The organism is Selenomonas ruminantium AC2024, assembly GCF_000687995.1.
Taxonomy (GTDB): domain Bacteria; phylum Bacillota; class Negativicutes; order Selenomonadales; family Selenomonadaceae; genus Selenomonas_A; species Selenomonas_A ruminantium_B.
Window position 1 is genome coordinate 1514088 of sequence record NZ_JIAC01000001.1, and the last position, 26228, is coordinate 1540315.

Sequence of the window (26228 nt, forward strand, 5' to 3'; positions counted from 1 at the left end):
TACATTTTGAAGAGATGATAAAAATTTATGTGTTTTATTGAAGAGACAGATGGTGGAGGAGGCTGAGGATGCGTACTGTGAAACAGTGGAGTTCTTTATTCTTGGTGGCTGCTTTTATTGGCGGTTGTTTGCCGGAGGGGGCTAATTCTCTATATGGTGCTGCCGTTGTGCTGCTGTTTAGCTTACTTTTGTTAAATGTCAAGATTTCCTGTAATCTTCCCTTGTATATTAAGGGTCTGTTGCTGCTGGCTGGAAGTTTATGCGGGAAATTTGGTGCGGCGGAAGTGAAGGATTTACGCATGGAACAGGTAGCGGAGCTTATGCCCAGCCTGTTCCATTATGGGCCTGTGATTGTTTCGTTTTTAGTCTGTTTAGCGCTTTTTTCACTGATAAAATATGCAGAGTACCGTGAGGAAAATAATCGGAGGAGTGTGGACTGGCATGCGCGTAATTTATTTTTAGAGCGGGAGGATGATTTGAAGCGACTATTGGGCTATGTGCATGATCCGAAGGTAACGACGATTGGTTTGGAGGCAGAATGGGGACAGGGAAAATCATTTTTAATGGAGGGGCTTGTGGCGGCCTTGCAGGTTGAGTCTGGAAAGCCGGATAATATTCCTTATGAGATTGTGAAGATTGATGTTTTGGCTGTGCGGCTGGATTCTTTTGCGGAGTATCTGGTGCAGGAAGTTAATAATGTTTTGTTTACTAACGGCAGAGTTTCTAGTAATATGCGCAAACTGCAGGGGGTATTTAAGGCGGCTAAGGTTAATTTGCTAGAGAGTATTTGGGAGGGTGTCGATAAGAGATATGCGAAGATTTTTGCAGATTTTCGCAAGGAGCTGTTGCGGTTGCGGAAAAACGTCCTGATTATTTATGAGGATTTAGACCGATTACAGAATGCGGATGCCGTGAGAAATATTCTTTATCTGACCGAGAAGCTGACAGCGGCTAATGATACCGTGTGGCGAGGCGGGATTAAGGCTATTTACCAGTATGACCGCAGACACATGAAGGATATGGGCTTTACGGAACAGTTTTTGGAAAAGTATATGCGTTGTCATATGGATTTAAGTCCGATATCGCTTAAAACGATGATTCAGCAAATGCAGCAGGATACAAAAGCAGCCTATAAACTTACCAGTCAGGAAATTTGGGAGCTTCCCATGGGCTCAACGTATGTTTCGCAGCCGATATGGGAGGATGAATCGGTATGGGTGGAACGATATCTGGCAAAGTCAATTACAATCCGCCGTACGGAGGATTTCATCAAGACGGTAGAGAGGTCGTTGGGCTGGTTTCATAATATTCAGCCGTGGGAGAGGGATACGGTTATTGCATTCAGCTATATCGAATATTTCCTACCGTTGGCGTATGCGCGCCTTAAGGAAGCAGCTGTTTGTGATTTGCAGCAAGTTTTCAGTATTTATGATAAAGGAACTGAGGTGCAGCTGGTTCAGATGGCTCAGGCGTATCGAAAACTGGAAATGGAATTCATGATGACGAGGAATGATGCAGAAAAGCGTGAGTATCTGGAACAACGGTTGGCGGTTGTTCGTGCGAAGTTAAGGAGGCAGGTAGACTACAGGAATGAAGACTATGAGAATGCGCCGGAACGGTTTGAACTTTATCTGGCTCTGCGGCTGCTGAAGCTTGACCAGATAAAGTTGCCGGAATAGTAGGGATAGGTGAGAGATTGTGAAGATAAGCCATTTTTATACGCAAAAAGCTGATGATGTCGCTAAGCATAAAGGGTTAGAATATATCCGCAAGGAGAAGATGATCCGGTTTTTATTGGCAGCGGGGCGGGTTCCACAGGATGACTATGTATATTGGGCGGAGCGTCTAGTGGAGGATGTGTTATCTGAGCCGGATGAGGAACAGTGGCTTGAACTATACAAGCAATACCGATTGAAGATGCATCGTGAGGAGCGAGGTACAGGCGTTATTGAGTATATAGGCATTTCTCCGTGGCGGGATTTATTTCAGGCATTTTATTTTGCTTCACCTCGATGGGAGAAGACAAAGCGGTCACAGAATTACTTGAATCTGGTACGCTTTTATGCAAAGATTACATCGCGGGAAAGGGAGAAAAAGGATAATACGGACTTTTCGATGCATTTTATTCATGAGACTTTTTCTTTGTGGGAAGGATTGCGCGATGGTGCGCCATTAGCTGCCTTTGCGGATTTTGTTTGTTCGAAGCGCTGTACAGGGAATTGGAATGATTACCTTGTCTTTTTTCAATATGTTCGTGCGAGTATACTAGCAGTGTATTATGCTGGGTATATTGAATATTTTGATGTATGGAAGCTAGAGGGACTAGAGAAAGGGAAGAATGAAAAACAATACTTGCAGGTGTGGAAATCACTGACGGTCGAGGCGGTGCAGGATACTGTGCGTGAATTGCGGAAGAATCAGTCGGTATTGGAAATGTATGCTGACTATTTGCCGCAGGAAAAAGAGCATTACGAAAGTTTTCTGGCTTTAATGAATTATTATGCGGAAGTCATGGCAAGTCCCAAGGCGGGGATATATCACGAATCAGCGGGCGTACAGACTAGCATACATAGCCCGTCGAGAGAGGCGTACCAGGCTGTGGCGCAGATAGAGGATGAGGCCGAGTTTAGGGAAAAAGTGAATGCTATGCCTGAGCATCTATCGGTAGCAGAATGTATCCGGCTAATCAGGGAACGATATCGGAAAGATTAGCGCAGAGTATGTGAAAAATTAAGAAGATGGCAAAAGGCTGTGTATAGTGTTACGTGCACTTACACAGCCTTTTTGTTGTTTTTGAAATTATTTTAAGCAATGAAAAAGTGTCAAAATGTATACTTTATGAAACGACGCATAATGTATTTTGTGCAATCAAAAATATTCCATATTTGTCTCAAAAAGTTACTAAAATAAATAAAAATCAAGGAAAAAATAGACATTGCAGAATGCATTTGTTATAATGTTCTTTGTGAGTTCAAAAGTGTCAAAATGTATACTTTTTGACAAAAGTTACAAGAAAAAATGAAGGAGAAAACGTAATGTTTGAAGTTCGTCAAACGGAAGAGATGATTAATAAGACTTTTCGTCTGCCTGCCAGTTTGCTGGATGAGCTGACGAAAATCGCAGAACATGAGAAGATATCCGTCAATAACCTGGTTCGCCAGTGCTGTGAGTATGCGTTGGGCAATATGAAGAAGGAAAAATGAAACAAGGAATACATATCGGAACAAGCAGGCAAATTATCGTGTGTTTGCACTTGCTGGTAGATTACCTGGCTATTGTGGCAGCAGAGCATACGGCTTTATGGCTTCAAGGGTTGTTTCGGTTGGATGCCAGCCGTGTAATGGTTATGCCTTGGGAATATCAGTATATTTATTATCCAGTGTTATTTCTGCTGGTCATGTTCTTATCCGATGGCTATCGATTCAATCGGCCATCACTAGATGTAACCAGGGATGTATTCAAAGGAGCCTGTTACGGATTCCTAATGTATATGCTGGTTATCTTCCTGATGCGTAACCGTTTGCAAGTTTCAAGATATTATGCTGGTTGCTTTTTACTATTCAGCTTGCTTTACATTGCTATCGGTAGGTTCATGCTTGGACAGTTTGTCTTGCGCCTGCATTGCCTGCAGGAAAAAATCCTGCTGATTGGCGCGGGGCGAACAGCAGAGCGACTGTTAGAAGCTTTTGATGATGACCCATGTTATGGCTATAAAGTTATTGGCCTGTTGGATGACCATCCTATATCAAGCAAATTGCCGAAAGAATACCCATTGCTGGGCAGCTTTGCTGATGCAGATAAGGTCATAAAAGAGCAAGAGGTACGTACTATAGTAATTGCTGCACCAGGCCTATCTGAAGAAGAAATGCGTAAACTGCTGGTATCCGTTCAGCATCTAACAGATACAATCCTGTTTACGCCGAGTCTTGTCGGTACACCGTTAGGTAGTGTGGAAATCAGCACCTTGTTTGTCGAACAGCTGACCATCATTAAAAGTAAAAACAACCTGTCCCGCTGGAGCAACAGGACAACGAAGTTCATCTTTGATATGGTCGTCACATTCTTCGGCTGCATCCTGATATCGCCAATATTTATTCTGTTGGCATTGTTGGTGGGAATAGACAATAAGGGCAGAATTTTTTTCGCCCATCGTCGTGTAGGACGGAATGGTAAGGAGTTCTACTGCTACAAATTCCAGACCATGATTCCCAACGCAGGTGAGGCATTGAAAAAATATTTGGCTGAAAATCCAGAAGCCCAAAAGGAATGGGAGGAAAACTTCAAACTTACCCATGACCCGCGAGTAACCAAGTTAGGCGCATTCCTGCGCAGGACAAGTCTGGACGAACTGCCTCAAGTATTCAATGTGCTAAAGGGGGAGATGAGTCTTGTCGGACCGCGTCCCATAGTGCAGGGCGAAGTGTGCAAATACGGTGACAATATTCGGGAGTACTACATGGTTCGACCCGGAATTACTGGTATGTGGCAGACCAGCGGACGTAGCGATACCACCTATGAAGAGCGTGTGGAAATGGACACATGGTACGTCCGCAATTGGAGCGTATGGCTGGATATGAAATATCTGGTCAAAACATTTACAGCGGTGCTGGCAAGAAAAGGAGCTTATTGATGGATAAAAACTGGCTGGCCAAAGCCAATGTCGGCATAGTGATTCCGACATATCAGGCTGGTGCAGGATTCAAGAATTTGCTGTCAGAGTTAGCAGAGCAGACTTTCCAACCGCAATACCGGTTGGTTATGGATTCAGAATCAACCGATGATACCGTACAGTTTGCTAAGCAAGCAGGCTGGCTGACACATATTGTTGCCAAGGCAGACTTCAGTCATGGCCGAACTCGCCAGCAAGCATTGACGATTCTGCAGGAACAGTCAGACTTAGATTTCATCATCTATATGACGCAGGATGTACGGATTCCAAACAAAGACAGCTTAGAAAAACTGTTACTGGCCTTCGTTGACCATGAAGTAGCTGGAGCTTATGGCCGCCAACTGCCGCATAAAGACGCAAGCATCTATGCCGCTGTTGACCGTGAGTTCAACTATCCGGCAGAATCCTTTGTCAAGTCAATGTCAGATGTCAAAAAGCTGGGCATAAAAACAGCCTTCTGCTCCAATTCCTTTGCCGCCTATCGGGTAACGGATTTAGTTGACCATGGCGGTTTTAGCAGCGTAGATATCTGTGAAGACGTGGACTTAGCTGGCCGCTTCCTGTTGCAGGGAAAAAAGATAGCTTATGTGGCAGAGGCTGAAGTTCATCACTCTCATGAGCCCAATTTGACAAGTCAATGGCGACGTTATCGAGATATGGGACGATTTTATAAAGAACATTTTTGGATAAAAGAAAATTTTGGTACAGCAACTAGTGAAGGAATAAAACTGGTGTGTTATCAATTAAAGCGTGTGGGTAAAGAAAAAGGAATAGTTGGGATTCTAAAAATACTCACATTAGACTCGGTAAAGTTTATAGCTCATAAGTTTATGTGAAATTCAGTGAAATAATTGAGGGGCATTACAGTGAAGAGACTCGCTATTCTAGTATTATTTGATCCTGAAGGAATAGTAGATGATTATGTTATTTATCTACTAAATGAAACTAAAAAGATAGCTGCTAAGATATTGGTCGTTAGCAATGGGATGTTGTCTGCTGTTGGACGAGATAAAATACGTGAAATACAAGTGGATTATATAGAAAGAGAAAATGAAGGCTTTGATATGGAAGCTTGGAAAGTAGGGCTTCTATCATACAAGGAGAAAATGGATGAATATGATGAATTAATATTAATGAATGATTCATTCTATGGCCCTATATATCCTTGGGAAGAAGTATTTTCTAAAATGGAGGCTGATAGGACAATTGACTTTTGGGGATTGACGGTTCACGGAAAAACTGATGATGTGTTAGGGCTGTGCCCGTATGGATATATTCCAGAGCATCTTCAAACATACTTTTTAGTGATAAGGGCAAAGATGCTTCATGCTAGAGTGTTCAAAGAGTATTGGGAGAATAAAAATACTGCTAAAAGCTTTGAAGAAGCTGTGCTTCAACATGAGGTATGTTTCACAAAATATTTTTCAGATATGGGATTCAAGTGGTCGGTGTATTGCGACACTAGAGAGTGGGAACATGATTATGATAAAAAGATTAATCACTATTTACTATCTCAGAGAAAATTAATAGAGAATTTTCACTATCCAGTATTAAAAAGAAAGGCTTTAACGCAGGGAAGGGGATATTTTTTAGAAGAAAACTATGGTGATGAACCTAAACGAAGCTTGACTTTTATAAAAGACAAGACAGATTACAACACGACGCTTATTTGGCAACATCTTCTTAGAACTAACAATATAACAGCTATAAAAGAAGGTTTGGGGCTGAATTATATTTTATCATCGGATGATGTTTTTGATGATTCTAAGATTGGTTTGGTAAAAATAGCATTGATAATACATTTATACTATAGAGACTTAATAGAAGAATGTATAGGATATGTCAGAAATTTACCTGATTATGTAGATGTATATATAACAACTGATACAAGTGAAAAAATGGGAATAATTGCATCATTTACTAAAATGATAACAAATGTCAAAGATATACGCTTGGTTGATGGTAGAGGGCGTGATTTGGCAGCTTTATTAGTAGGATGCAACGATGTCATGAATAAATATGATATTCTAGGATTTATTCATGATAAGAAATCTAAGCGGATGGGGCAGTCAATTGCAGTTGGTAGTGCATATTTTCATGCATTATGGGACAATATGCTCTGTGATAGAAACTATATAAGGAATATTTTCAAAACGTTTATAGAAAATCCTTGCTTAGGTTTTTTGACGCCACCTCCTCCGTGCCATGGAGAATACAAAAAATTTCAGGGTGAATTTTGGACGATATGTTTTGACAAGACTTTGGAATTGGCAAAAAAGTTAAGGATAGAGTCAAGTCATATCAAGTTAGAATATCCTCCAATTGCGTTGGGGAGCGTTTTTTGGTGCAGAACTAAGGCGTTGAGTGATGTGTTTGGATATGAATGGGCTATTACAGATTTTCCCCAAGAGCCGCTAGGCGATGATGGAACGATATCTCATGCGATGGAGCGAATTTTCCCGTTTGCTGCGCAGAATCAAGGCTATTATTCAGGATGGTTGATGCATGTAGATTTTGCAGCGAATGAAATTGAAAACATTAAGTGTGTAATTCAAGGCGCTCCGTTTAGACGAAGGTTGATAAATTATGTTAAGAAAAATATTCCGCATACGCTTTATCCTGTAGTTGGGATTATGTGGAAATTGGTAAAAAGCGTAATAATGGTAGTAAGGAGAATTTAGAACGTGACTATATTGAAGGAGCTATATCAATATCGTGAGATGATCAGAAGTTTGATTCATCGTGATATTCGTGGTCGATATAAGGGGTCTGTGTTAGGATTTTTATGGACATTTATAAATCCGCTTATGCAATTGATAGTTTATACTATCGTGTTTTCGTCAATAATGAGAATGGGAATAGATAAATATTATTTGTTTTTGTTTGTAGCATTGATTCCTTGGATATTTTTTTCTTCAAGTCTAATAGTGGGCGCGAATTGTATCATTGATAATGTAAATCTTGTCACAAAAATATATTTTCCTAGAGAAGTACTACCTATTTCAACGGTAACTGCAGGTTTTATCAACATGCTTTATAGTTTCCTAATATTGTTACCTGTAGTATTGCTGACAGGAGATCATATTTCCCTTATCGCTTGGTTGTTTCTGCCACTGATTGCAATTACAGAATACTTTATCGTGTTGGGATTGACATTAGTATTCTCAGCAATAACCGTATATTTACGTGATGTAGCACATATTCTTGGCATTGTAACTATGGCTTGGCAGTTTCTTACTCCAGTGATGTATCCGATCGATTTAGTGCCAGAAAAATACATGGGATTGTTTATGTTGAATCCTATGACTCCTGTTACAATTGCGTTCCGGGATATTTTGTACTATGGAAAGATTCCTGAATTGATGACAATAGGACATACAATGCTTTTTGCTGTCGCTTTGACGATTGTGGGATTTGTGTCTTTTGGGTATTTAAAGAAAGGTTTTGCGGAAGAAATATGAATAACGCAATTGAGGTTGATAATGTCTTTAAAACATTTAAGGTATATCGTGATAAGGGGTTTAGTCTAAAAGAAAAACTCCTGTTTTGGAAAAGAAATCAATATGAGGAAAGAGCAGTTCTACAGGGGATTAGTTTTATAATTCCTAAGGGCCAAGTTGTAGGATTGATTGGCAAAAATGGATGTGGAAAAAGTACAACGCTAAAATTGTTGACTCGAATTATGTATCCGGACAAAGGCGTGATTAAATTAGACGGGCGTGTTGCTAGTTTAATTGAACTTGGGGCAGGCTTTCATCCTGATATGAGTGGACGAGAAAATATTTATATTAATGCATCTATTTTCGGATTGACACGTAAAGAGATTGAAAAAAAGATTGATAGTATAATAGAATTCTCGGAACTTCAAGAGTATATTGATAATCCGGTACGTACATATTCAAGTGGTATGTATATGAGATTGGCATTTGCAGTAGCTATTAATGTTTCTGCTGATATTCTTTTAGTGGATGAAATTCTCTCAGTTGGTGACATAACATTTAATAGAAAATGTTTTGCAAAAATGGAAGAAATACGTTCGAAAGGAACGACTATAGTTATTGTTTCACATGCCATGGATTCCATAAAGCAGCTTTGTGATAGAGTTATATGGTTGAGGGATGGCAAAATTATTGCAGATGATAAACCAAGTATAGTTTTGTCACAATATACAGATTACATGCTGGGATAACTGTAAAGAGGGGATAACATGCTAAAAGTTTGGACAATAATGTATAAGATTTGTCTTAGAGTGGAATGGAAATATTTGAAGTTCGCATTATTATGTTTAGAAGCATATATAATACATAGACATAGATTGTATGATGAAGTTTTTTATAAAGGGCAAAGAGAAGACTTGAGGAGTGTAAAACATGGGTTGTTGCACTATGTTAGATATGGATGGAAGGAGAATTTGTCTCCGTGTATTTTGTTCGATGTAAGCTATTATTTGGAGAAGGATAGAAATATAAAGTACAATCCTCTGATACATTATTTAAAATACGGTGAGGCTGAAGGGAGAAAACCTCATCCGTTATTCAATCCTGATTATTATAGATTACGATATAATAAAAGAAATAAATTTTTAGAGAGATATCTAAATGGGGCTGGAAATCATTACGATGATCTTCTCTTTCCGTATAGTACTTTCGTAAACAATACATATATTGTTGATGATGATTTTATATCGTTCAAGGGTAGAAAAGATGATGTTAAGACAATAAATTTATTCCTTAATGAGGGGGAAATAGAAAAAGCTTTAAGGTTGTTTTATGAGATTTGGAATTGGAGAAATAATGTGAACCCTAGACAGGTTCGTCTTTATAAATATAAAATTCTTCCGCTTAGAGAGCACGGCAAAATTGTATATAAAATGAGTAAGGAACAGCAACTGGATGAATTAAAGGATATGCCTGGATATAATTCAAAATACAAATATCCCCAAGCATATATCAATATGTATCATGATGTTCAGGTGATTGGTGGTACTAATCTTGTAATTAAAGATGATATTATTTATAATGATGAACTTGCTGATTTTTGGGATGAAGATTATGGTGTAAAGCCGTGGGATGTATTGGATGTAAAGCATAATGTGAATAATGAATTGGTGGGATGGATAGAAAGGCATATTCTAGAAAATAATTATAATACAATAGAAAAAGGAATATTAATATCTTGCACGTATGATAATAATTATTTCCATTGGATGGTGGAATCTTTGCCGATGGTTATGTATGTGTTAGATTATGTGAAGGATTATTCGGAATTTCCACTATTAATCCCTGAGAAAATACATGATAATTTTAAAAGTGCTTTTAATCAATTATTATCTTCGTATAATAATGTAAAGGTATTAAAGTTAAAAAAGAAATGTACATATAAAGTAAAAGAATTACTGATTCCATCAAAACTATCTAGAATCCTTGATCGATATCATGGAGACATGTTGCTTGGAATTGATACTGTGATCAATCCATTATATGTTAAGAGGGTTAGTGATGCTGTAAAAATGAAATCACATTCGAATTATCGAAAGATTTATTTATCACGTGCTGGAGGAAATTACAGAAAGTTAAAAAATGAGAAGGAAATTGAAACATTTTTGGTGAGAAATGGATTCGAAGTGGTTGATATATCTAAAACTTCCTTTGAGTTTCAAAGAGAATTGTTTGCGCAAGCTGATGTTGTAGTGGCACCAACTGGGGCTACTATGACAAATATATTACTTTCTCCAGCAAAATCTAAGTTTTTTGTATTATATTCTAATCATCCTCATTTGGAACCTCAGTTTCTTGGTGGAAAACGTTGTTTATTGTGGGATCAGTTAGCTCAAATTTGTGGTGTGGATATTGCGCAGATAAATGGTGAAAGACTGTATAATCGTGATGATTTACATGATGATTATATTATTCCTGTTGATTTAATAAAAAAAGAATTGTCTCATAAAGGGGTGATTTAAATTTGAACGACTTAATTACTGTAATAATGACTGCATATAATCATGAAAGATATATTCAAGAGGCAATTGAAAGCATCTTAAATCAATCCTATGAAAATTGGGAGTTGATTATTGTTGATGATGGATCGACTGATAATACAAAAAAAATTATAGAGACATTTAATGATTCGAGAATAAAGAAAATATACAAAAGTAATGGAGGAACTAGTGATGCAACCAATATAGGTATCGATGAAGCAAAAGGTGATTGGGTTGCATTGATGTCTGGAGATGATATTTCTCATAAAGATAGAATAAAAACAGAATTGGAAGTAGCTAAAAAGCAAGGGTTTGATGTTGTTTTCTCCATTCCGGAACTTATCGATGATAGAGGGAAAACTCTATCGGATGAGTATATGCCTGTTTTTTATAAGAAATATAACTCATCTAAAGGTGATGTGCTAAAAGAACTTTTTTATAATGGTAATATTTTTTGTGCTCCGTCGGCGATGATAAATAAAAAGGTTTTTGAAAAATGTGGAAAATTTAAAAGGCACCTATTACAATTACAAGATTTTGATTTGTGGATAAGAATAGCAAAAAAGTTTGATATTAAGGTTATTAGGTCTAGGTTAGTTAAATATAGAATACATAAAAACAATTTATCTTCTAAAAGAAACGATAAAAGACTTGAATTTGAAATGCGGGACGTGTATAAAAAATTCTTTGATAAAATGGAATGGGATGATTTTTTTGATATCTTTTTAGCTAAGGGGAACGATGGCTTTGCATTTGGAGCAAATTCGTTTGATGTAGCTACTATATTCATTCTTATCAATAACCCGATTATTTCTGCTCATACTGCTGGATTGGAAAAGTTAGCTAATCTAATTGAAGATGATAAAATGTATATAAATTTAATTCAAAATTATGGGTTTACAATGAAAAAATATTTTGAAGCAACAGCGTTAAATGGAACCAATAATATATTTGTACAGTAAATATAGAGTGGGGGATAAATATGCAAGTAGTAAAATATGTATTTCAACCTCATGGAGACGATCGCGGTCAGCTAATTGCCTTGGAGGAATTCAAGGACATTCCCTTTAAAATCAAACGTGTCTATTATATGTATGACACGGCAGAAGGTGTGGTGCGTGGCCATCATGCGCATAAGCAGTTAGAGCAGATTTTGGTATGCATTCATGGCAACTGCAAGATTCGGTTGGATAATGGGAAGGAAAAGAAGGTTGTTCCGCTGGAAAAGCCTTACGAAGGGTTGTATGTAGCCAATAATATGTGGCGGGAAATGTTTGATTTTTCTTCTGATGCTGTATTACTGGTGTTTGCTTCAGAACTTTATGATGAACGTGATTATATCCGTGATTATGATGAGTTTTTGAAGTTTGTTAAGGAACATCCAGAGAAGTGAATGGGAGATGGTGATTTGAGCAGGGTGCCGGAGTTAATTGGTCATAAGGTGATTTTGAAGGAACTTTCGCCTGAGTTTTTTTCTGAAGTTGTTGATTGGCGTAATGATAAAGAACTCAATAAGTTTCTAAATCAGCCACAAAAATTGACCTTAGAGGCAGAGACAGCATGGTATCAGAATCGGTATTTGCAGGATGATACGCAGGGTCTGATGATTTTTATTGACAAGGAGAATGGAACTCCTTTTGCCACTTTAGGTTGGACGGATATGGACAGGGAGAAGCGGCGCTGCATATTGGGAAGATTACTTTTGGGCAATCCTGAATATCGCAATCATGCAGGCTTTTTGGAAGGCTTTTTCCTATTGTCGGATTATCTTTATCAATCTGTGGAAATGATGCATATCCATGTGGTTAAGGATAACCGCAAAGCGATTCGTTTGAATAAAATGCTTGGTTTTGTGGAAAACCATGGTGAAATACAGTATCCACATGAGCTTTTTGTAAACAATTTGCATCAGCGGGAGTATTACCGCACTAAAGAGATGTATCAAAAGGTTAGAAAATCCTTGTATGAAGATTTACAGGAATCTTTATTTTAAAGTTTATTTTGGAGGTATTTACAATGGAACAGAAATTTATTGAAGAATTAACGGAAACCATCGATACGGAAGAAACGCTGGCTATGGATACAGTATTAGAAGACTTGGAAGATTGGGATTCTTTGAGCTTTGTCAGCTTTATTTCGATGGCAAATACGACTTATAACAAAAAGATATCAGCGGAGCAAGTACGTGAAGCCGTAACGGTGGCTGACCTTTATGCACTTGTCAAAGGTTGATGGAGTATGGGGCAGGTAACTTTTGATTTTACTGGCTGTCGTTTTGTGGTCACTGGTGCATCTTCGGGAATGGGCTGTGCTTTGGCCAGGGAACTTGCCTTAGCTGGTGCCGACGTATTAGCTATTGCCCGCCGGGAGGAAAAGCTGCGAATTTTACAGACGGAGTTTCCAGAGCGTATAACGATAGCACCTGTAGATGTCTGTGACAAAGACAATGTAAGCGCGGCCATTCGAAATTTTGTGCAGACAAAAGGTAAATTAAATGGTGGCGTTCACGCAGCTGGCATTGTAGGGATTACTCCCTTGAAGCAGTATGACAGCGAAATGGCTAGGAAAATAATGGATGTAAGTTTTTGGGCTGGCATGGACTTTTTACAAATTTGTACGAAATCTGCTATCTCTGAGAAGGGGGCAAGTTTTGTTTTGTTTTCTTCTATAGATGCGATAGCAGGTTGGAAAGGTAAGTTTGCATATAGTAGTGCAAAGATGGCCGTCAACAGTGCGGTGAAATCCATTGCTAAGGAAATAGCCCGCCGTGGTCAGCGTGTCAATTCTATTTTGCCCGGCTGGGTGCAGACCAATATGACCAAAGAAGCGGCGGAGCTTACGGACATGGCACCGATTATAGAGCGTGAACTCTTAGGTGTAGGAAGGCCGGAAGACGTCGCGGGACAGGTGTTGTTCCTGCTTAGCGACCGGGCTGCATGGATTACGGGAACAAATGTCGTAGTAGACGGCGGTTATCTGGCATAAGGAGTTTTTGTTTTGAAGGCATATATCAGAGGGCTGGCATACGCTTTGCCCGAACAGATTGAAGAAAATGAGAAAAATCGTTTGACCAAGAAGACAGGCATTCTGCGGCGGCATATTGCAGCAGAAGGGGAACTAGCTTCGGACTTGGCTGTGCAGGCTGCAGAAAAGTTGTTTGCTAAGGGACTGGATAGAAGCAAGGTAGATTTCCTGCTTTTTTGTACGGAATCTCCGGATTATATCCTGCCGCCGACAGCCTGCCTGTTGCAGAATCGTTTAGGCTTGTCTAAGCATATTGGAGCTTTTGACTATAATTTAGGCTGTTCTGGTTTTGTTTATGGATTGGGCATAGCTAAGGGATTCATCGAATCTGGACAGGCTAAAAATGTCCTTCTGATTACAGCGGAAACCTATAGCAAGCATATTCACCCGCAGGATCACAGTACTGCGCCTTTGTTTGGTGATGGTGCCAGTGCCGTATGGATAGAAGGTTTGGAAAGTAAAACTTTTGGCATTCGGGCACTTCATTATGGCACCGATGGCAGCGGGGCAGAAAACCTTATTGTTCCTGTTGGCGGTATGCGTAATCCCTATGGCGTAGACAAAAAGGAAACTACTGACCAATACAACAATATTCGGGATAATTATCACTTGCAGATGGTTGGTTCGGCTATCAGCGAATTTTCGTTGGAAGTTGTACCGGAAACCTTGCAGAAGGTCTTATCAGAAGCTGGATTGGCAAAGGCCGATGTGGATTACTATGTATTCCATCAGGCAAACAACTTCATGCTCAAATACCTGCAGCAAAAATGTGACCTGCTTGATGTGCCCTATTGGAATGACGTAGCTGAATATGGCAATACCGTGTCCAGTTCCATTCCCATTGCGCTGGAAGATATGCTGAAAGCTAATGCAGATAAAATCCTGCAAAATGTGGTTATCATGGGCTTCGGCGTAGGCTTGTCCTGGGCTGGGGGTGTCATTGATTTGACGAAAGTGAAATATTTGTAAACATTAATTTGTTCTCAGACAACTTCATATTGAAATCAGCGTATTTTCGCCCATATATTGACACTGCTGTTTCTGAATGCTAAAATTAACATAGGGATAGAAATATCTTGTGGTGAGTGAGCACCATATTAAGCCGAGCTGTATTTGGAGCAGGATAAAATCCAAAACATTTCGTGCGATGAGCACCGGGGTGGCATTGGCCAGGATCAATGCTCCTATACGGAAGGATATAGTCCGTAACTTATAGCGTGATGAGCGCCGGGCTGGCGGCCAGCAGGAAACTCACAGACAAATGGGGGCGATATCGCCCCCATTGTTGTGTTTATTAGTCAATATGGTAAGGATTGTATGGCAAAAAGAGTAAGAAATTCAAGGCAGGATGCCCATAGCTCGCTGGAACAGTTAAGAAATGACATTACGACAGCGGCGAAGATATATTCTTCCTTGACATCGAAAAGTTTTCTATATGTATATGGCGACAAGTCTTTTGAGCTGGCTTTTCCTAAGCGTTGCTTCCGGCACTTATGTGGTGGGGATAGTGCATATACAGCAGAACGTTTTTATAACGATGCTAAAAATGGACGTTTGGACAGGGCACAGATTGCATTTGAACGCCAAAAGGGACAGAGCATAAGAGTCGCAAAGAAAAAAGCGGAAGCCTTGAAAAGCTTGTTGCGGCTGTAGCATGAACAAGTGGCAATACTGGAAAATCTGGCAACACGGACATTCACTTACCAAATCGGTATGACAGACCTTGCTATAGTGTTATGCTTGGATAAAGATACAGTTACAGATGCCAGAAATCCGCTAGCGGGATTGTATTATTCGAAATCCTTGAGGGTGGATGAAAAATCTATCGAGAAAAGCGAGACAGCAGAGTTTGCCAATTTTGTTTTTGCTAAAGGATTATCTTTGCAGGAATCGAAATATGATGAACTGTTGTTTGGTGATGGCAGTGAACTGCCTGTAACAATACAGGATTTAGTTGACGAATCTTTTTGGACAAAATAATAATTCGAGAAAATCGCTGATTTCAATGATGAAGTCAGCGATTTTTTTTATTGGAGGAATTGATTATGGAAATCCCATTTGCAGACTTACGTCCTATGCATGATGAAATTCGTGCTGATTTGGATGCGGCTTACAAGAAGGTTATGGATAACAGCTGGTTTATTCAGGGCAGGGAACTGGAAACTTTTGAGAAAGAGTTTGCCGAGTATGTTGGTGTGAAGCATTGTATTGGTGTGGCTACAGGCTTGGATGCACTTTATCTGGTACTGAAAGCCTACGGCATTGGTGCTGGCGATGAAGTTATCGTACCGTCCAATACCTTTATTGCTACGGCTTTGGCTGTTTCCTACGCAGGAGCAACGCCGGTATTTGTAGAGCCGGTATTGGAAACATTCAATATTGATGCATCCAGAATTGAAGATGCGATTACGCCAAAAACAAAGGCAATTATGGCTGTCCAGCTGCAGGGGCGCTGCTGTGATATGGATGAAATCAATCGTATTGCGAAAGCGCATGGCTTAAAGGTTATTGAGGATGCTGCTCAGGCGCATGGTGCCAAGTATAAGGGGAAGAAGGCAGGCGCGTTAGGTGATGCGGCAGGCTTCAGCTTCTATCCCGGTAAAAATCTTGGTGCCTTGGGTGATGGTGGCTGTGTAACCACGAATGATGATGAACTGGCGGCAAAGGTGCGTGCTTTAGGCAACTATGGTTCCGATTATAAGTACCATCATATTTATAAGGGAACAAATAGCCGCTTGGATGAAATGCAGGCAGCTTTCCTGCGGGTGAAACTGCCGCATTTGGATAAGTGGAATGAAAACCGCCGTCAGATAGCGGCAAGATATTTGGCAGAGATTAAGAATCCGCTGATTAAACTGCCTTTGGCAACATCAGAAACTTATGAGCATATTTATCATGTGTTTGTAATTCGTTGTGAAAAAAGAGAGGAACTGGAGAAATATTTGGCTGATAATGGCATCCATACAGTGAAACATTATCCAATTCCCATGCATATGCAGCAGGCTTATGCAGAATTGCAGATTCCCGAAGGGGCATTACCGATTGCCGAAGGAATTAGCCGGACGGTACTGAGTATCCCTATGTATTATGGTATGACGAATGAACAAGTGGACTATGTGATTGCCAAGTTGAATGAATTCGGAAAATAACTTGACACGGGGGAAGATATGAAAAATGCTCTTCACAGACAGACAGACAGACAGACAGACAGACAGACAGACAGACAGACAGACAGACAGACAGACAGACAGACAGACAGACAGACAGACAGACAGACAGACAGACGAAACATTGGATTGGATTTGTATAGAATTTTAGCTGTTATGTTCATCTTCCTGTTTCATTCACATATTCATCTTCAATGTGATTATGGTGTTTTCACATCTTTTATAAGCATGGGTGCCATATATATGACAGCTTTTTTTATCTTGTCTGGTTTTGCGTTGTTTTTGACATGGCAATCCAGAGACTTGAAATCTATTGAAATGATAAGGACATTTTATGTCAAAAGGCTTTTGGGGATAATACCTTTATATTATGTAGTATCATTTCTATATGTCATTCTGATGGGGAAAGAGACTGTATTTCAAAATTTGCTCCTTGCACCTATAGAATTGATCGGTATTCAATCGAATTTTAACTCGTTATTCCCAGTTAGTCATAATGGCGGGACTTGGTTCATTTCTTGTATATTGATGTGTTATATTATTTATCCATTTATCCAAGAAATAGCAAAACAGATTCATGTTAAGATAAAAATTATCGTAATACTTTTTCTAAGTAGTATCTTACTATATTCTCCTTTTATAGTGCATTGTTTTCAAACAAGTATAATATATGCTAATCCATTTTTTAGAGTGTTGGAGTTTGCGATTGGAGTGATGCTTTGTTCGATGTTGCCGGATATATCTACTGGTAAGTTTGATAATGCACTATATTCTGCTAGGGCAGTATTGTTCGAATATCTTCTACTCATTGCAGGAGTGACTATAGGGGTGAAGTATAAATTATATGTTGGAGATTATATGCTGTATAGCTTGATTGCTTTACCTATGTTTATACTTTTGATTATGTCTATGTATGGATTAAAATTTCCATCGTATCTGCAGGATTCAAAGGTTATTATATATCTTTCAAGAAGTTCATATGCGTTCTTTTTGGCACAATTTTTTGTGTGGGATACCACAAGGCATATAATAGACATAATAGGATTTGAGGCCAATATTTTAAAAGTAGCTTTTTCGTTTGCAGCGTGTGTGGTATATGCTGTCACTATGCATGAAATTATTGAAAAACGTTTTGTGAAATATTTCAAAGAAAAAAATTTATGTTAACTGGAAGTAAAAATATGGATATACCATTTGCAGACTTGAAACCAATGCATAATGAGATAAGACATGAACTGGATATGGCATATAAGAAGGTCATGGACAATAGCTGGTTTATTCAAGGGGGAGAACTGGAAGCTTTTGAGAAAGAATTTGCCAATTACATAGGTGTCAAGCATTGTATAGGTGTGGCTACAGGCTTGGATGCGCTTTATCTGGTCTTGAAGGCTTATGGCATTGGCGCAGGCGATGAAGTTATCGTACCTCCAATACCTTTATTGCTACGGCATTGGATGTTTCTTACGCAGGAGCAACACCGGTATTTGTGGAGCCAGTATTGGAAACGTTCAATATCGATGCATCCAGAATTGAAGCGGCAATTACGCCGAAAACAAAGGCAATTATGGCTGTCCAGCTGCAGGGGCGCTGCTGTGATATGGATGAAATCAATCGTATTGCTCAGGCGCATGGTTTAAAAGTTATTGAAGATGCTGCTCAGGCGCATGGTTTAAAAGTTATTGAAGATGCTGCTCAGGCGCATGGTTCTAAGTATAAGGGGAAGATGGCAGGTGCATTAGGTGATGCGGCAGGCTTCAGCTTCTATCCCGGCAAAAATCTCGGTGCATTGGGCGATGGCGGATGCGTGACTACGAATGATGACGAATTGGCAGCAAAGGTGCGTGCATTAGGCAACTATGGTTCCGATTATAAGTACCACCATATTTATAAGGGTACAAACAGCCGATTGGATGAAATGCAGGCAGCTTTCCTGCGGGTGAAACTGCCGCATTTGGATAAGTGGAATGAAAAACGTCGTCAGATTGCGGCAAGATATTTGACAGAAATCAAGAATCCACTGATTAAACTGCCATTGGCAACATCTGAAACTTATGAGCATATTTATCATGTGTTTGTAATCCGTTGCGAAAAAAGAGATGAACTGGAGAAATATTTGGCTGATAATGGCATCCATACAGTGAAGCATTATCTAATTCCGATGCATATGCAGCAGGCTTATGCGGAATTAAAAATTTTGGAAGGTACACTGCCGATTGCAGAAAAAATCAGTCATACGGTACTAAGTATCCCTATGTACTATGGGATGACAGATGAGCAAGTAAATTATGTTATTAAAGTGCTGAACAATTTTTAAGGAAAAAGATTTGATGCTATTGAATATATGTATGATTTATAGGGTTAGTTAAGGGGGGATGGATAGTATGTATCGGGTAAAAAACTCGTTAATGATTGTATATTCAATATTTACAGTATTGTCATTATGGCAATGCATTTTAGGGGAACAGTCAATAGTTACACTATCATTGCGTGGTATTGATGAAATGGCGTTTCATGATGCTATACGGCAATATTATAACTTCAACTTCCCAACAGTATTAACGATGAATGCTTATGCTTATGGAGAGATTTTTTGGTTGCCGTTAACATTACTGACATTTCCGTTCTATTGGTTGGGCTATGAAAGTGTTGCCTTAGTGATTCCTAGATTACTTGCACTCTTTTTTACATTGTTATCTTGTATATATATATATAAGATAATTTCTATATATACAAAGAATGGATTGCTTATATTTTCTGTTGTTTTTTTAAATTCCTTGTATCCTATATGGGGATGGTACTCTACTCGAATAGGTACAATTCCAGAATGTCAATTTTTCTCGATTATATCAATTTATTATGCTGTTAAACAAAGTAGCTTCTCAATAAAAAACTTCAGAAAAAGTCTACTGTTTTTTGCTGTTGCATTAGGAACAAAAATATCTTGCGTTATAGTTCTTCCTGTTTTAGTGGGTATATATATATATAAGTTTTATGATACGCCGTTACCTAAATTGAAAATTATAAGAGAAATAGTTTATTCAATATTGGCATTTATTTTTTTCTTCCAACCTATAATCTATTGTGTTTGGGAACCTGAGCTTATAACTAACTCGATGAAACTATATGCACACTATGCATTTGAACGTAATGGTAGTGCGGATTATCAAACTAACATTAAATATATTCTTGAGAATACGTATAATACTTATCTTTACGTGATATTTGTTGGGGGAGGATTATTACTTTTATATAAGGTATATGCAAAAAAGCAAAAGCGATTAAAAGAAGTTATAGTCTTAATTGGCTTAGCGTTATTTGGCGTGATGTATTTGGTGCTTACAGTTCCGATAGATCCTTTTTATATGTGGTCGTATGCTCTTTGCATTAATTGGCTGTTTCCTTTTTTGTTGATTGGTTATGATTCGCAGAATAAATATGACGAAATGTCATCTACATTTGTGAAGTGTGTTCTTATAATATCAGTCATACTACATTCATATAATATTTATTCTTCAGTAATGTATAAAAGGATAGCTAATTTGATGACAGTTTATCAAAATTATAGTCAACAAAAGATTGACTCACTGATAAATGCAAGAAATTATCTTTGTAAATATTTTGGTGATAGAGATGATTTGAAGTATTGTATTGACTACACTGCTCCACTTAATATATTTCGTATGAGTACATTAGAATCGGCAAAACACACTGTAATTTGGGATGATAATTTTAATGATTATGAAGGAGCGTATGACTTTTATATATTAGATAAAAAATTGACCGATAATACTCATGAAATATCAAATGATAGGAGAAAGCAAATTAAAAAGGTAAAGGTAGATAATTTAATTAATGATTCAGCCCTTAAATTAATCTATGAAGATGATTATCTTTTAGTGCTGATTAAAAGTGAATGAGCTTACCGCTGAATATTTTATAGAGGAGTTTGATAATGAAAATAGTAATCCCCATGACTGGCTACGGTTCCCGTTTCGTAGTAGCTGGTTATAAAGATTTAAAACCATTTATTCCAGTACAAGGGAAACCAATTATTGAATGGATTGTAAAGGGCATGTATTCTCCTGAAGATGAGTTCCTGTTTGTATGTCGGCAAGAGCATTTAGACAAAATTCTTGATATGGAGCAAAGATTAAAATCTTTGGCCCCATATACGGAAATCTTTGCCATTAAGGATTGGGTAAAGAAGGGGCCTGTCTATGATGTCCTTCGGGCATCTGAACGAATTGCAGATGATGAACCTGTTATCATCAATTATTGCGATTTTTATATGGCTTGGGATTCGGAGAAGTTCCAGCGTGAGGCCGCTGATCGTGGCTGTGATGGAGCGGTGCCTTGTTACACAGGTTTTCATCCGCATTTGTTGCCGGAGAAGAATCTCTATGCTTCCTGCAGAACGGATGAACAGGATAACCTAGTAGAAATTCGGGAAAAGTATTCCTTTGAGGCAGATAAGACAAAAGCAAAGCATTCTCCAGGTGTGTATTATTTCCGTATGGGCGCATTGCTCAAGAAATACTGTCAGAAGCTGGTGGATAGCGGCCAGACAATTAAGGATGAATTTTATGCCAGCATGCCTTATAACTTCATGGTGGCAGATGGTCTGAAGGTTTGGGTACCTACTGAAGTAGAGTATTTTTGCCAGTGGGGAACGCCGGAAGACATGAAAGATTATCTATTTTGGACGGAAAATTGCCGGAGGTGGGCATAATGAATATCATCATTCCTATGGCAGGAGCTGGAAAACGCTTTAGTGATGCAGGGTACAAGACTCATAAGCCTGCTATCCCGACTTTAGACAGACGTACGGGAAATACTTACCCAATGGTTGTATGTGCAACCATGGATCTGCCGGGGGTAGCAGAGGATGGAAGTAATGTGGTTTATATTGACCGCGACTTTCATAAGGCAGACGGAGTAGAGGCGGCTATACAAGAACATTTCCCCCAAGCGCAGTTCATTACTGTGGATAAGCTGACGGAAGGGCAGGCCTGTACATGTCTTTTGGCCGAAGAGCTTATCAATAACGAAGAGCCGCTCCTTATTGCCGGATGCGATAATGGCATGGTGCTGGATGAAGAAAAATTCCGTCAAGAGATGGAATCGGCAGATATGCTGGTTTTCACCTATCGCCATAATGAGGCTGTGCTGAAGAACCCCAATGCCTATGGCTGGATGTTGGTAGATGGCGAAAATAATGTAACGGATATATCCATCAAAAAAGCTGTTTCAGACAATCCTTTGGAGGATCATGCTGTAGTGGCAACGTTCTATTTCCGTCATGGTGCAGATTTCGTGCGGGCCGCAGAGCGCATGATTGCCGCTGATGACCGTATCAATGGCGAGTTTTATGTGGATGAAGTTACCCGTCATGCGTTGGAATTAGGCATGAACGTAAAGGTATTTGAAATCGACCGTTATCTGGGCTGGGGTACACCTCAGGATTATGAAGAATATATGGCCACTCTTCGCTATTGGCGTTCCTTTGTGCAGGATAAACGCTTCCTGCCGGGGGCATGATGGGGGGAAAGGCACTGATTAACTGGTGCCGAAACAGACGATTTATCTGCTTCGTCATTTTTATGACTGCAGTAAAAATCATCCTGATGGGACTTTTTTCCTCGGATTATGAGGAACGGATGTTCAAGCCGTTCTTGGAAAGTTTCTTTGCGGATATTTCCGTAAACCCTTATGATGCCTTTTTGACGAGTAACGGGTTTATAGCTTTTCCCTATACCCCGTTGATGCTGATGATAGAGGGACTGGGGTATGCACTTATGCAACTGGCAGCAGAAAATTATTTCCTGTCGCATGTGCTGTTTAAGCTGCCCTTATTATTAGCGGATTTTATGGGGCTGTATTTTATGATGAAGCTCTATCCGCATAACCGCAAGCCCATAGGTATTCTCTATTTTGCTTCGCCCATTGTGCTCTATGCGGTTTACATGCATGGCCAGCTGGATATTATTCCCACTGCTTTGCTGTTGGGGGCAATATATTTTCTCTTTCAAAAAGGCATGCGGGCCGAGGTTGGTTTTGCACTGTTCCTCGTAGCTGCTTTAATGACGAAGCTGCATATATTGGGTGTTCTGCCGTTGCTCCTTATTTACCTTTGGAATAAGCGGGAGTATCGGAAACTGGCTTGGGGACTCGGTGTGATGGTGACAGCCTTTTTGCTGCTTTCCATTACCGTAGGCAGTCCTGCCTTTTGGCACAGCGTCCTCTTTAACCCTGAACAGAGCTTGCTCACACAGGTCTATCTGAGCTTTGTGGATCTAAAAATGTATTTGCCTGTGCTGGCTTTGGCCTGGTTGTATCTGCAGGCTTATATGCTGCGCAATATCAACAAGGACCTGTTTGTAGGTCTGTGTGGTCTGCTCTTTGGCATTTTCCTGTTTTGTTTACCACCTATGCCGGGGTGGTATGTCTGGATTGTGCCGTTCCTGACCACGTTCTTTATCCATGTATCAGATAACAAATATAAGAATCTTTATGTATATGGCCTGTTGGATGCCATATATTTGGTATATTTCATTACTGCGCACCATAGCAATCATATAGATTTGTATTTTATGGGGGGGGATTGTTCCTTCCTGAAAGTACATTCCAGTGTATATACTAATGTGATGTTTACCATGATGGCAGGAACTTTGGCGTATCTGTTGTTGTCACTCTACCGTTATGGTATAGCAAGTAATGTCTACTATCAGAAAATGGGCAGTTCCTTTGCCATTGGCATATCCGGTGACAGTGGTGCAGGCAAAACAACAATGCTGGAAATCTTAGAAAGATGCCTGGGAAAAAAAGAAATGCTCTATATGGAAGGCGATGGCTACCATCGTTATGAAAGAGGTGCCGAGGAATGGGATAATATCACTTCACTAAATCCGAAGGCGAACTATCTTTATAAGCAGTCCAAGGACTTGTCAATGCTAAAAAAAGGTATGGCTGTACGGCGTGTGGAGTATGACCATACAACGGGGACCTTTACGGAAGCGCGGCGCTATGGCCCACGTAAATACATTCTTGTTTGCGGCCTGCATTCTTTTTACATGCCTTTGATGCGCAGAGAACTGGATCTCAAGATTTTCATGGATACCGATGAGAATCTGCGGAGATACTGGAAAATCCAACGTGACACGAAAAAGCGCGATTATCCTTTAGAAAAAGTATTGTCTGCCATCGAACGGCGTATGCCGGATGCGCAAAAGTATATAGTCCCGCAGAAGGAATATGCAGATTTAGTGGTGCATTATTTTGATGATACGCTGACAGATCCATGTGTGGATTACCATCAAGTACAGATGAACCTACAGTTTACCATTAGCGCGGATATTGATGTAGAAGAAATGCTGGCACTTGTCGGTGCAACGGGCATAGAAACCGGCTACGACTTTACCGAAGATTTAACACGTCAGGTGGTAACGTTCAAAGGGAAAGCCCTCGATGATGCAAAGATTGATTTCCAGAGTATCATGCTGAAGCTGGTACCGCATTTGGAAGAACTTACCAGTGAAGATTTCCGAGGTCTTGATGTGCGTGAAGGTCTTATTCAAATGATGGTGTTGCTGGTGATAAGCTACAAAATGCGACAGATTTGAGGTGGATACATGGTAAAAGCCGTTATTTTTGATATAGACGGTACACTTTATGACTATAAGCGTGCCAATGACAAGGGCATAGAAGCTCTGGAAAAATATGCGGTAGAAAACTTGCCGATTAAGGCAGGTGATTTCCGGCAAATCTATGACCAGGGAAGAAAACGCACCAAGGAATTGCTGAAAGATCAAGGGGCGGCATACAGCCGCCTGCTATATGCCCAGCATATGCTTGAACAGTTGGGCATAAAACCTGTGAGCCATGCCTTGGAAATGGAACGAGTCTATTGGGACAACTTTTTGGCATCCATGGTCGCTTTTAACGGAGTCCGGGACTTTCTGTTAAAACTCAAGGCAAAAGGCATTCAAATTGCTATTTGTACTGATATGACAGCGGCTATCCAACATAAAAAACTTAGACAGCTGGATGTAGCAGATTTGATAGATGTACTGGTTACCAGCGAAGAAGCCGGTAGAGATAAACCATCAACGCAAATTTATCAGTTGGTCTTGGATAAGCTGGGTATTGAAGGGAAAGAGGCCCTGATGATAGGTGACAGCCTCGAACGCGATGTAAAAGGGGCTGAAGCTATGGGAATTACAGGTGTCTGGTTCACTCCTGAGCCTATAGAAGAACGTCATTGCATCAGCAATTATACGGATGGAAGTGTGGAAAAACTATGCGGGCTGTGACGAATAAGAAAGAATTATCCCGTTTTATAGTTGGTGGCTGCAGTGCAGTTATTACCGACTATCTGACCTATCTGCTAATGGTTAAGATGGGGATTGACGTAGCAGCTGCAAAGCTCATTTCCTTTATGCTAGGTTCATTGGTAGGGTTCATCATCAACAAATACTGGACCTTTGAAAGCGATGGAAAAGTACGCAGGGAACTTATGAAATATGCCCTGCTCTATGCCATTACTGCAGGGCTTAATGTGTGGGTCAATCAGGTGGCTTTGAATAATGACTGCCCGACTTGGTTGGCCTTCCTTTTTGCCACTGGCGCCAGTACCATTGCCAATTTTCTGGGGCAAAAGTTTTTTGTATTTCGATAAAGAGGGGCTTTCATGTTAGAAGAATTGAAGAAACAGGTATATGAAGCAAATATGCTTTTACCGAAGCATAATTTGGTCACGTTCACATGGGGAAATGTTTCTGGGATTGATCGAGACAGTGGATTGTTTGTCATCAAGCCTTCAGGAGTAGAATACGACAAGTTACGTCCGGAAGATATGGTTGTGGTTGATTTGGAAGGGAAGAAGGTTGAAGGAGAACTGAACCCTTCCTCGGATACAGAAACACATCGCGTTTTCTATCGTAACTTCAAGAATATCGGCGGTGTAGTACATACGCATTCCCGATGGGCTACAATATTTGCACAAGCAGGACAGGGCGTGCGTGCTTATGGTACAACGCAGGGAGATTATTTCTATGGAGAAATTCCCTGTACTCGAGACATGACCGAAGAGGAAATCAAGGGGGAGTATGAGTACAACACTGGCGTTGTAGCTGTGGAACGTTTTGAGAAGTATGGTATTAACCCGGACTATGTACCGGCTGTGTTGGTGAAGAATCATGGCCCCTTCACTTGGGGAAAGGATGCCTTCAATGCAGTACACAACGCAGTGGTGCTGGAAGAGGTGGCCATGATGGCATTCCATACGCAAATGCTGACAGGTGACCGTGATTCTATGTCGCAGGTGCTTTTGGATAAACATTTTTTGAGAAAACATGGTCCCAATGCGTATTATGGACAGAAAAAATAATATAGG

At 39.8% G+C, this 26228-nt stretch carries 26 protein-coding genes and 1 pseudogene; all 27 read left to right on the top strand.

Going from position 1 to position 26228, the window contains the following annotated elements; genetic code table 11:
• Positions 1 to 68 precede the first annotated feature (68 nt).
• The 27 genes and pseudogenes from P157_RS0107140 (at position 69) to P157_RS0107270 (ending at position 26222) form a co-directional block, all read left to right on the top strand.
• On the top strand, positions 69 to 1679 hold the full coding sequence (locus P157_RS0107140) for a P-loop NTPase fold protein (RefSeq protein WP_026760386.1): 1611 nt from the start codon (positions 69 to 71) through the stop codon (positions 1677 to 1679).
• 19 nt (positions 1680 to 1698) lie between these two features.
• Positions 1699 to 2712: a hypothetical protein gene (locus P157_RS0107145; RefSeq protein ID WP_026760387.1), complete on the top strand. Its 1014-nt coding sequence runs from the start codon at positions 1699 to 1701 to the stop codon at positions 2710 to 2712.
• Positions 2713 to 3035: 323 nt separating this feature from the next.
• A complete protein-coding gene (locus P157_RS15630) occupies positions 3036 to 3203 on the top strand; it encodes a hypothetical protein (RefSeq protein WP_196243104.1) in 168 nt (55 codons plus the stop codon).
• Positions 3200 to 4630, top strand: coding sequence for an undecaprenyl-phosphate galactose phosphotransferase WbaP (gene wbaP, locus P157_RS0107155; protein WP_037368194.1), 1431 nt, complete (start codon positions 3200 to 3202; stop codon positions 4628 to 4630). The genes P157_RS15630 and wbaP overlap by 4 nt, the downstream gene beginning before the upstream one ends.
• Entirely contained in the window at positions 4630 to 5505 is an 876-nt protein-coding gene (locus P157_RS14070) for a glycosyltransferase family 2 protein (RefSeq protein ID WP_051598534.1), read from the top strand. The genes wbaP and P157_RS14070 overlap by 1 nt, the downstream gene beginning before the upstream one ends.
• A 30-nt stretch (positions 5506 to 5535) precedes the next feature.
• The gene (locus tag P157_RS0107165; protein ID WP_026760389.1) at positions 5536 to 7350 is read left to right on the top strand and encodes a rhamnan synthesis F family protein; all 1815 of its coding nucleotides are present in this window, start codon (positions 5536 to 5538) and stop codon (positions 7348 to 7350) included.
• Positions 7351 to 7353: 3 nt separating this feature from the next.
• On the top strand, positions 7354 to 8130 hold the full coding sequence (locus tag P157_RS0107170; RefSeq protein WP_026760390.1) for an ABC transporter permease: 777 nt from the start codon (positions 7354 to 7356) through the stop codon (positions 8128 to 8130).
• A complete protein-coding gene (locus tag P157_RS14075) occupies positions 8127 to 8858 on the top strand; it encodes an ABC transporter ATP-binding protein (RefSeq protein WP_037368197.1) in 732 nt (243 codons plus the stop codon). The genes P157_RS0107170 and P157_RS14075 overlap by 4 nt, the downstream gene beginning before the upstream one ends.
• 18 nt (positions 8859 to 8876) lie before the next feature.
• The gene (locus tag P157_RS0107180) at positions 8877 to 10628 is read left to right on the top strand and encodes a glycosyltransferase family 61 protein (protein ID WP_026760391.1); all 1752 of its coding nucleotides are present in this window, start codon (positions 8877 to 8879) and stop codon (positions 10626 to 10628) included.
• A gap of 2 nt (positions 10629 to 10630) precedes the next feature.
• Positions 10631 to 11608: a glycosyltransferase family 2 protein gene (locus P157_RS0107185; protein WP_026760392.1), complete on the top strand. Its 978-nt coding sequence runs from the start codon at positions 10631 to 10633 to the stop codon at positions 11606 to 11608.
• A 20-nt stretch (positions 11609 to 11628) separates the two neighbouring features.
• Positions 11629 to 12039, top strand: coding sequence for a sugar 3,4-ketoisomerase (locus P157_RS0107190; RefSeq protein WP_026760393.1), 411 nt, complete (start codon positions 11629 to 11631; stop codon positions 12037 to 12039).
• Between the two features lie 24 nt (positions 12040 to 12063).
• Positions 12064 to 12639: a GNAT family N-acetyltransferase gene (locus P157_RS14080; protein WP_230578500.1), complete on the top strand. Its 576-nt coding sequence runs from the start codon at positions 12064 to 12066 to the stop codon at positions 12637 to 12639.
• Positions 12640 to 12662: 23 nt separating this feature from the next.
• Positions 12663 to 12878, top strand: coding sequence for an acyl carrier protein (locus P157_RS0107200; RefSeq protein ID WP_037368202.1), 216 nt, complete (start codon positions 12663 to 12665; stop codon positions 12876 to 12878).
• Positions 12879 to 12884: 6 nt separating this feature from the next.
• Positions 12885 to 13631 (top strand): SDR family NAD(P)-dependent oxidoreductase, encoded by a 747-nt coding sequence (locus P157_RS0107205; RefSeq protein ID WP_026760395.1) that lies wholly within the window; start codon positions 12885 to 12887, stop codon positions 13629 to 13631.
• 12 nt (positions 13632 to 13643) lie between these two features.
• Positions 13644 to 14639 carry a 3-oxoacyl-ACP synthase III family protein gene (locus P157_RS0107210; protein ID WP_026760396.1) on the top strand — a complete coding sequence of 332 codons (996 nt, stop codon included), beginning with the start codon at positions 13644 to 13646 and terminating at the stop codon, positions 14637 to 14639.
• Positions 14640 to 14987: 348 nt separating this feature from the next.
• Positions 14988 to 15323: a PBECR4 domain-containing protein gene (locus P157_RS0107215; protein ID WP_155266713.1), complete on the top strand. Its 336-nt coding sequence runs from the start codon at positions 14988 to 14990 to the stop codon at positions 15321 to 15323.
• A gap of 9 nt (positions 15324 to 15332) precedes the next feature.
• Positions 15333 to 15650: a hypothetical protein gene (locus P157_RS0107220; protein WP_026760398.1), complete on the top strand. Its 318-nt coding sequence runs from the start codon at positions 15333 to 15335 to the stop codon at positions 15648 to 15650.
• Positions 15651 to 15715: 65 nt separating this feature from the next.
• Positions 15716 to 16819 (top strand): DegT/DnrJ/EryC1/StrS family aminotransferase, encoded by a 1104-nt coding sequence (locus P157_RS0107225; RefSeq protein ID WP_026760399.1) that lies wholly within the window; start codon positions 15716 to 15718, stop codon positions 16817 to 16819.
• A gap of 18 nt (positions 16820 to 16837) precedes the next feature.
• Positions 16838 to 18004 (top strand): acyltransferase family protein, encoded by a 1167-nt coding sequence (locus P157_RS0107230; protein ID WP_051598536.1) that lies wholly within the window; start codon positions 16838 to 16840, stop codon positions 18002 to 18004.
• A gap of 92 nt (positions 18005 to 18096) precedes the next feature.
• Positions 18097 to 19151, top strand: a pseudogene (locus P157_RS14085) (DegT/DnrJ/EryC1/StrS family aminotransferase).
• Between the two features lie 67 nt (positions 19152 to 19218).
• Complete coding sequence (locus P157_RS0107240) at positions 19219 to 20754, top strand: hypothetical protein (RefSeq protein ID WP_026760401.1); 1536 nt, start codon at positions 19219 to 19221, stop codon at positions 20752 to 20754.
• Between the two features lie 35 nt (positions 20755 to 20789).
• Positions 20790 to 21566, top strand: coding sequence for an NTP transferase domain-containing protein (locus P157_RS0107245; protein ID WP_037368204.1), 777 nt, complete (start codon positions 20790 to 20792; stop codon positions 21564 to 21566).
• Positions 21566 to 22375 carry a nucleotidyltransferase gene (locus P157_RS0107250; RefSeq protein ID WP_026760403.1) on the top strand — a complete coding sequence of 270 codons (810 nt, stop codon included), beginning with the start codon at positions 21566 to 21568 and terminating at the stop codon, positions 22373 to 22375. Before P157_RS0107245 ends, P157_RS0107250 begins: the two co-directional genes overlap by 1 nt.
• Positions 22372 to 24456: a uridine kinase gene (locus P157_RS0107255; protein ID WP_080695402.1), complete on the top strand. Its 2085-nt coding sequence runs from the start codon at positions 22372 to 22374 to the stop codon at positions 24454 to 24456. The genes P157_RS0107250 and P157_RS0107255 overlap by 4 nt, the downstream gene beginning before the upstream one ends.
• Before the next feature lie 9 nt (positions 24457 to 24465).
• Positions 24466 to 25146 carry an HAD family hydrolase gene (locus P157_RS14090; RefSeq protein WP_051598538.1) on the top strand — a complete coding sequence of 227 codons (681 nt, stop codon included), beginning with the start codon at positions 24466 to 24468 and terminating at the stop codon, positions 25144 to 25146.
• Positions 25143 to 25511 carry a GtrA family protein gene (locus P157_RS0107265; protein WP_230578456.1) on the top strand — a complete coding sequence of 123 codons (369 nt, stop codon included), beginning with the start codon at positions 25143 to 25145 and terminating at the stop codon, positions 25509 to 25511. Before P157_RS14090 ends, P157_RS0107265 begins: the two co-directional genes overlap by 4 nt.
• A 12-nt stretch (positions 25512 to 25523) precedes the next feature.
• A complete protein-coding gene (locus P157_RS0107270) occupies positions 25524 to 26222 on the top strand; it encodes an L-ribulose-5-phosphate 4-epimerase (RefSeq protein WP_026760406.1) in 699 nt (232 codons plus the stop codon).
• Positions 26223 to 26228 lie beyond the last annotated feature (6 nt).

Coding starts and splice junctions, on each gene's coding strand:
- P157_RS0107140 (WP_026760386.1), top strand. CDS start 69: ATGCGTACTGTGAAACAGTGGAGTTCTTTATTCTTGGTGGCTGCTTTT.
- P157_RS15630 (WP_196243104.1), top strand. CDS start 3,036: ATGTTTGAAGTTCGTCAAACGGAAGAGATGATTAATAAGACTTTTCGT.
- wbaP (WP_037368194.1), top strand. CDS start 3,200: ATGAAACAAGGAATACATATCGGAACAAGCAGGCAAATTATCGTGTGT.
- P157_RS14070 (WP_051598534.1), top strand. CDS start 4,630: ATGGATAAAAACTGGCTGGCCAAAGCCAATGTCGGCATAGTGATTCCG.
- P157_RS14075 (WP_037368197.1), top strand. CDS start 8,127: ATGAATAACGCAATTGAGGTTGATAATGTCTTTAAAACATTTAAGGTA.
- P157_RS0107180 (WP_026760391.1), top strand. CDS start 8,877: ATGCTAAAAGTTTGGACAATAATGTATAAGATTTGTCTTAGAGTGGAA.
- P157_RS0107190 (WP_026760393.1), top strand. CDS start 11,629: ATGCAAGTAGTAAAATATGTATTTCAACCTCATGGAGACGATCGCGGT.
- P157_RS0107200 (WP_037368202.1), top strand. CDS start 12,663: ATGGAACAGAAATTTATTGAAGAATTAACGGAAACCATCGATACGGAA.
- P157_RS0107205 (WP_026760395.1), top strand. CDS start 12,885: ATGGGGCAGGTAACTTTTGATTTTACTGGCTGTCGTTTTGTGGTCACT.
- P157_RS0107215 (WP_155266713.1), top strand. CDS start 14,988: ATGGCAAAAAGAGTAAGAAATTCAAGGCAGGATGCCCATAGCTCGCTG.
- P157_RS0107225 (WP_026760399.1), top strand. CDS start 15,716: ATGGAAATCCCATTTGCAGACTTACGTCCTATGCATGATGAAATTCGT.
- P157_RS0107230 (WP_051598536.1), top strand. CDS start 16,838: ATGAAAAATGCTCTTCACAGACAGACAGACAGACAGACAGACAGACAG.
- P157_RS0107240 (WP_026760401.1), top strand. CDS start 19,219: ATGTATCGGGTAAAAAACTCGTTAATGATTGTATATTCAATATTTACA.
- P157_RS0107245 (WP_037368204.1), top strand. CDS start 20,790: ATGAAAATAGTAATCCCCATGACTGGCTACGGTTCCCGTTTCGTAGTA.
- P157_RS0107250 (WP_026760403.1), top strand. CDS start 21,566: ATGAATATCATCATTCCTATGGCAGGAGCTGGAAAACGCTTTAGTGAT.
- P157_RS0107255 (WP_080695402.1), top strand. CDS start 22,372: ATGATGGGGGGAAAGGCACTGATTAACTGGTGCCGAAACAGACGATTT.
- P157_RS14090 (WP_051598538.1), top strand. CDS start 24,466: ATGGTAAAAGCCGTTATTTTTGATATAGACGGTACACTTTATGACTAT.
- P157_RS0107270 (WP_026760406.1), top strand. CDS start 25,524: ATGTTAGAAGAATTGAAGAAACAGGTATATGAAGCAAATATGCTTTTA.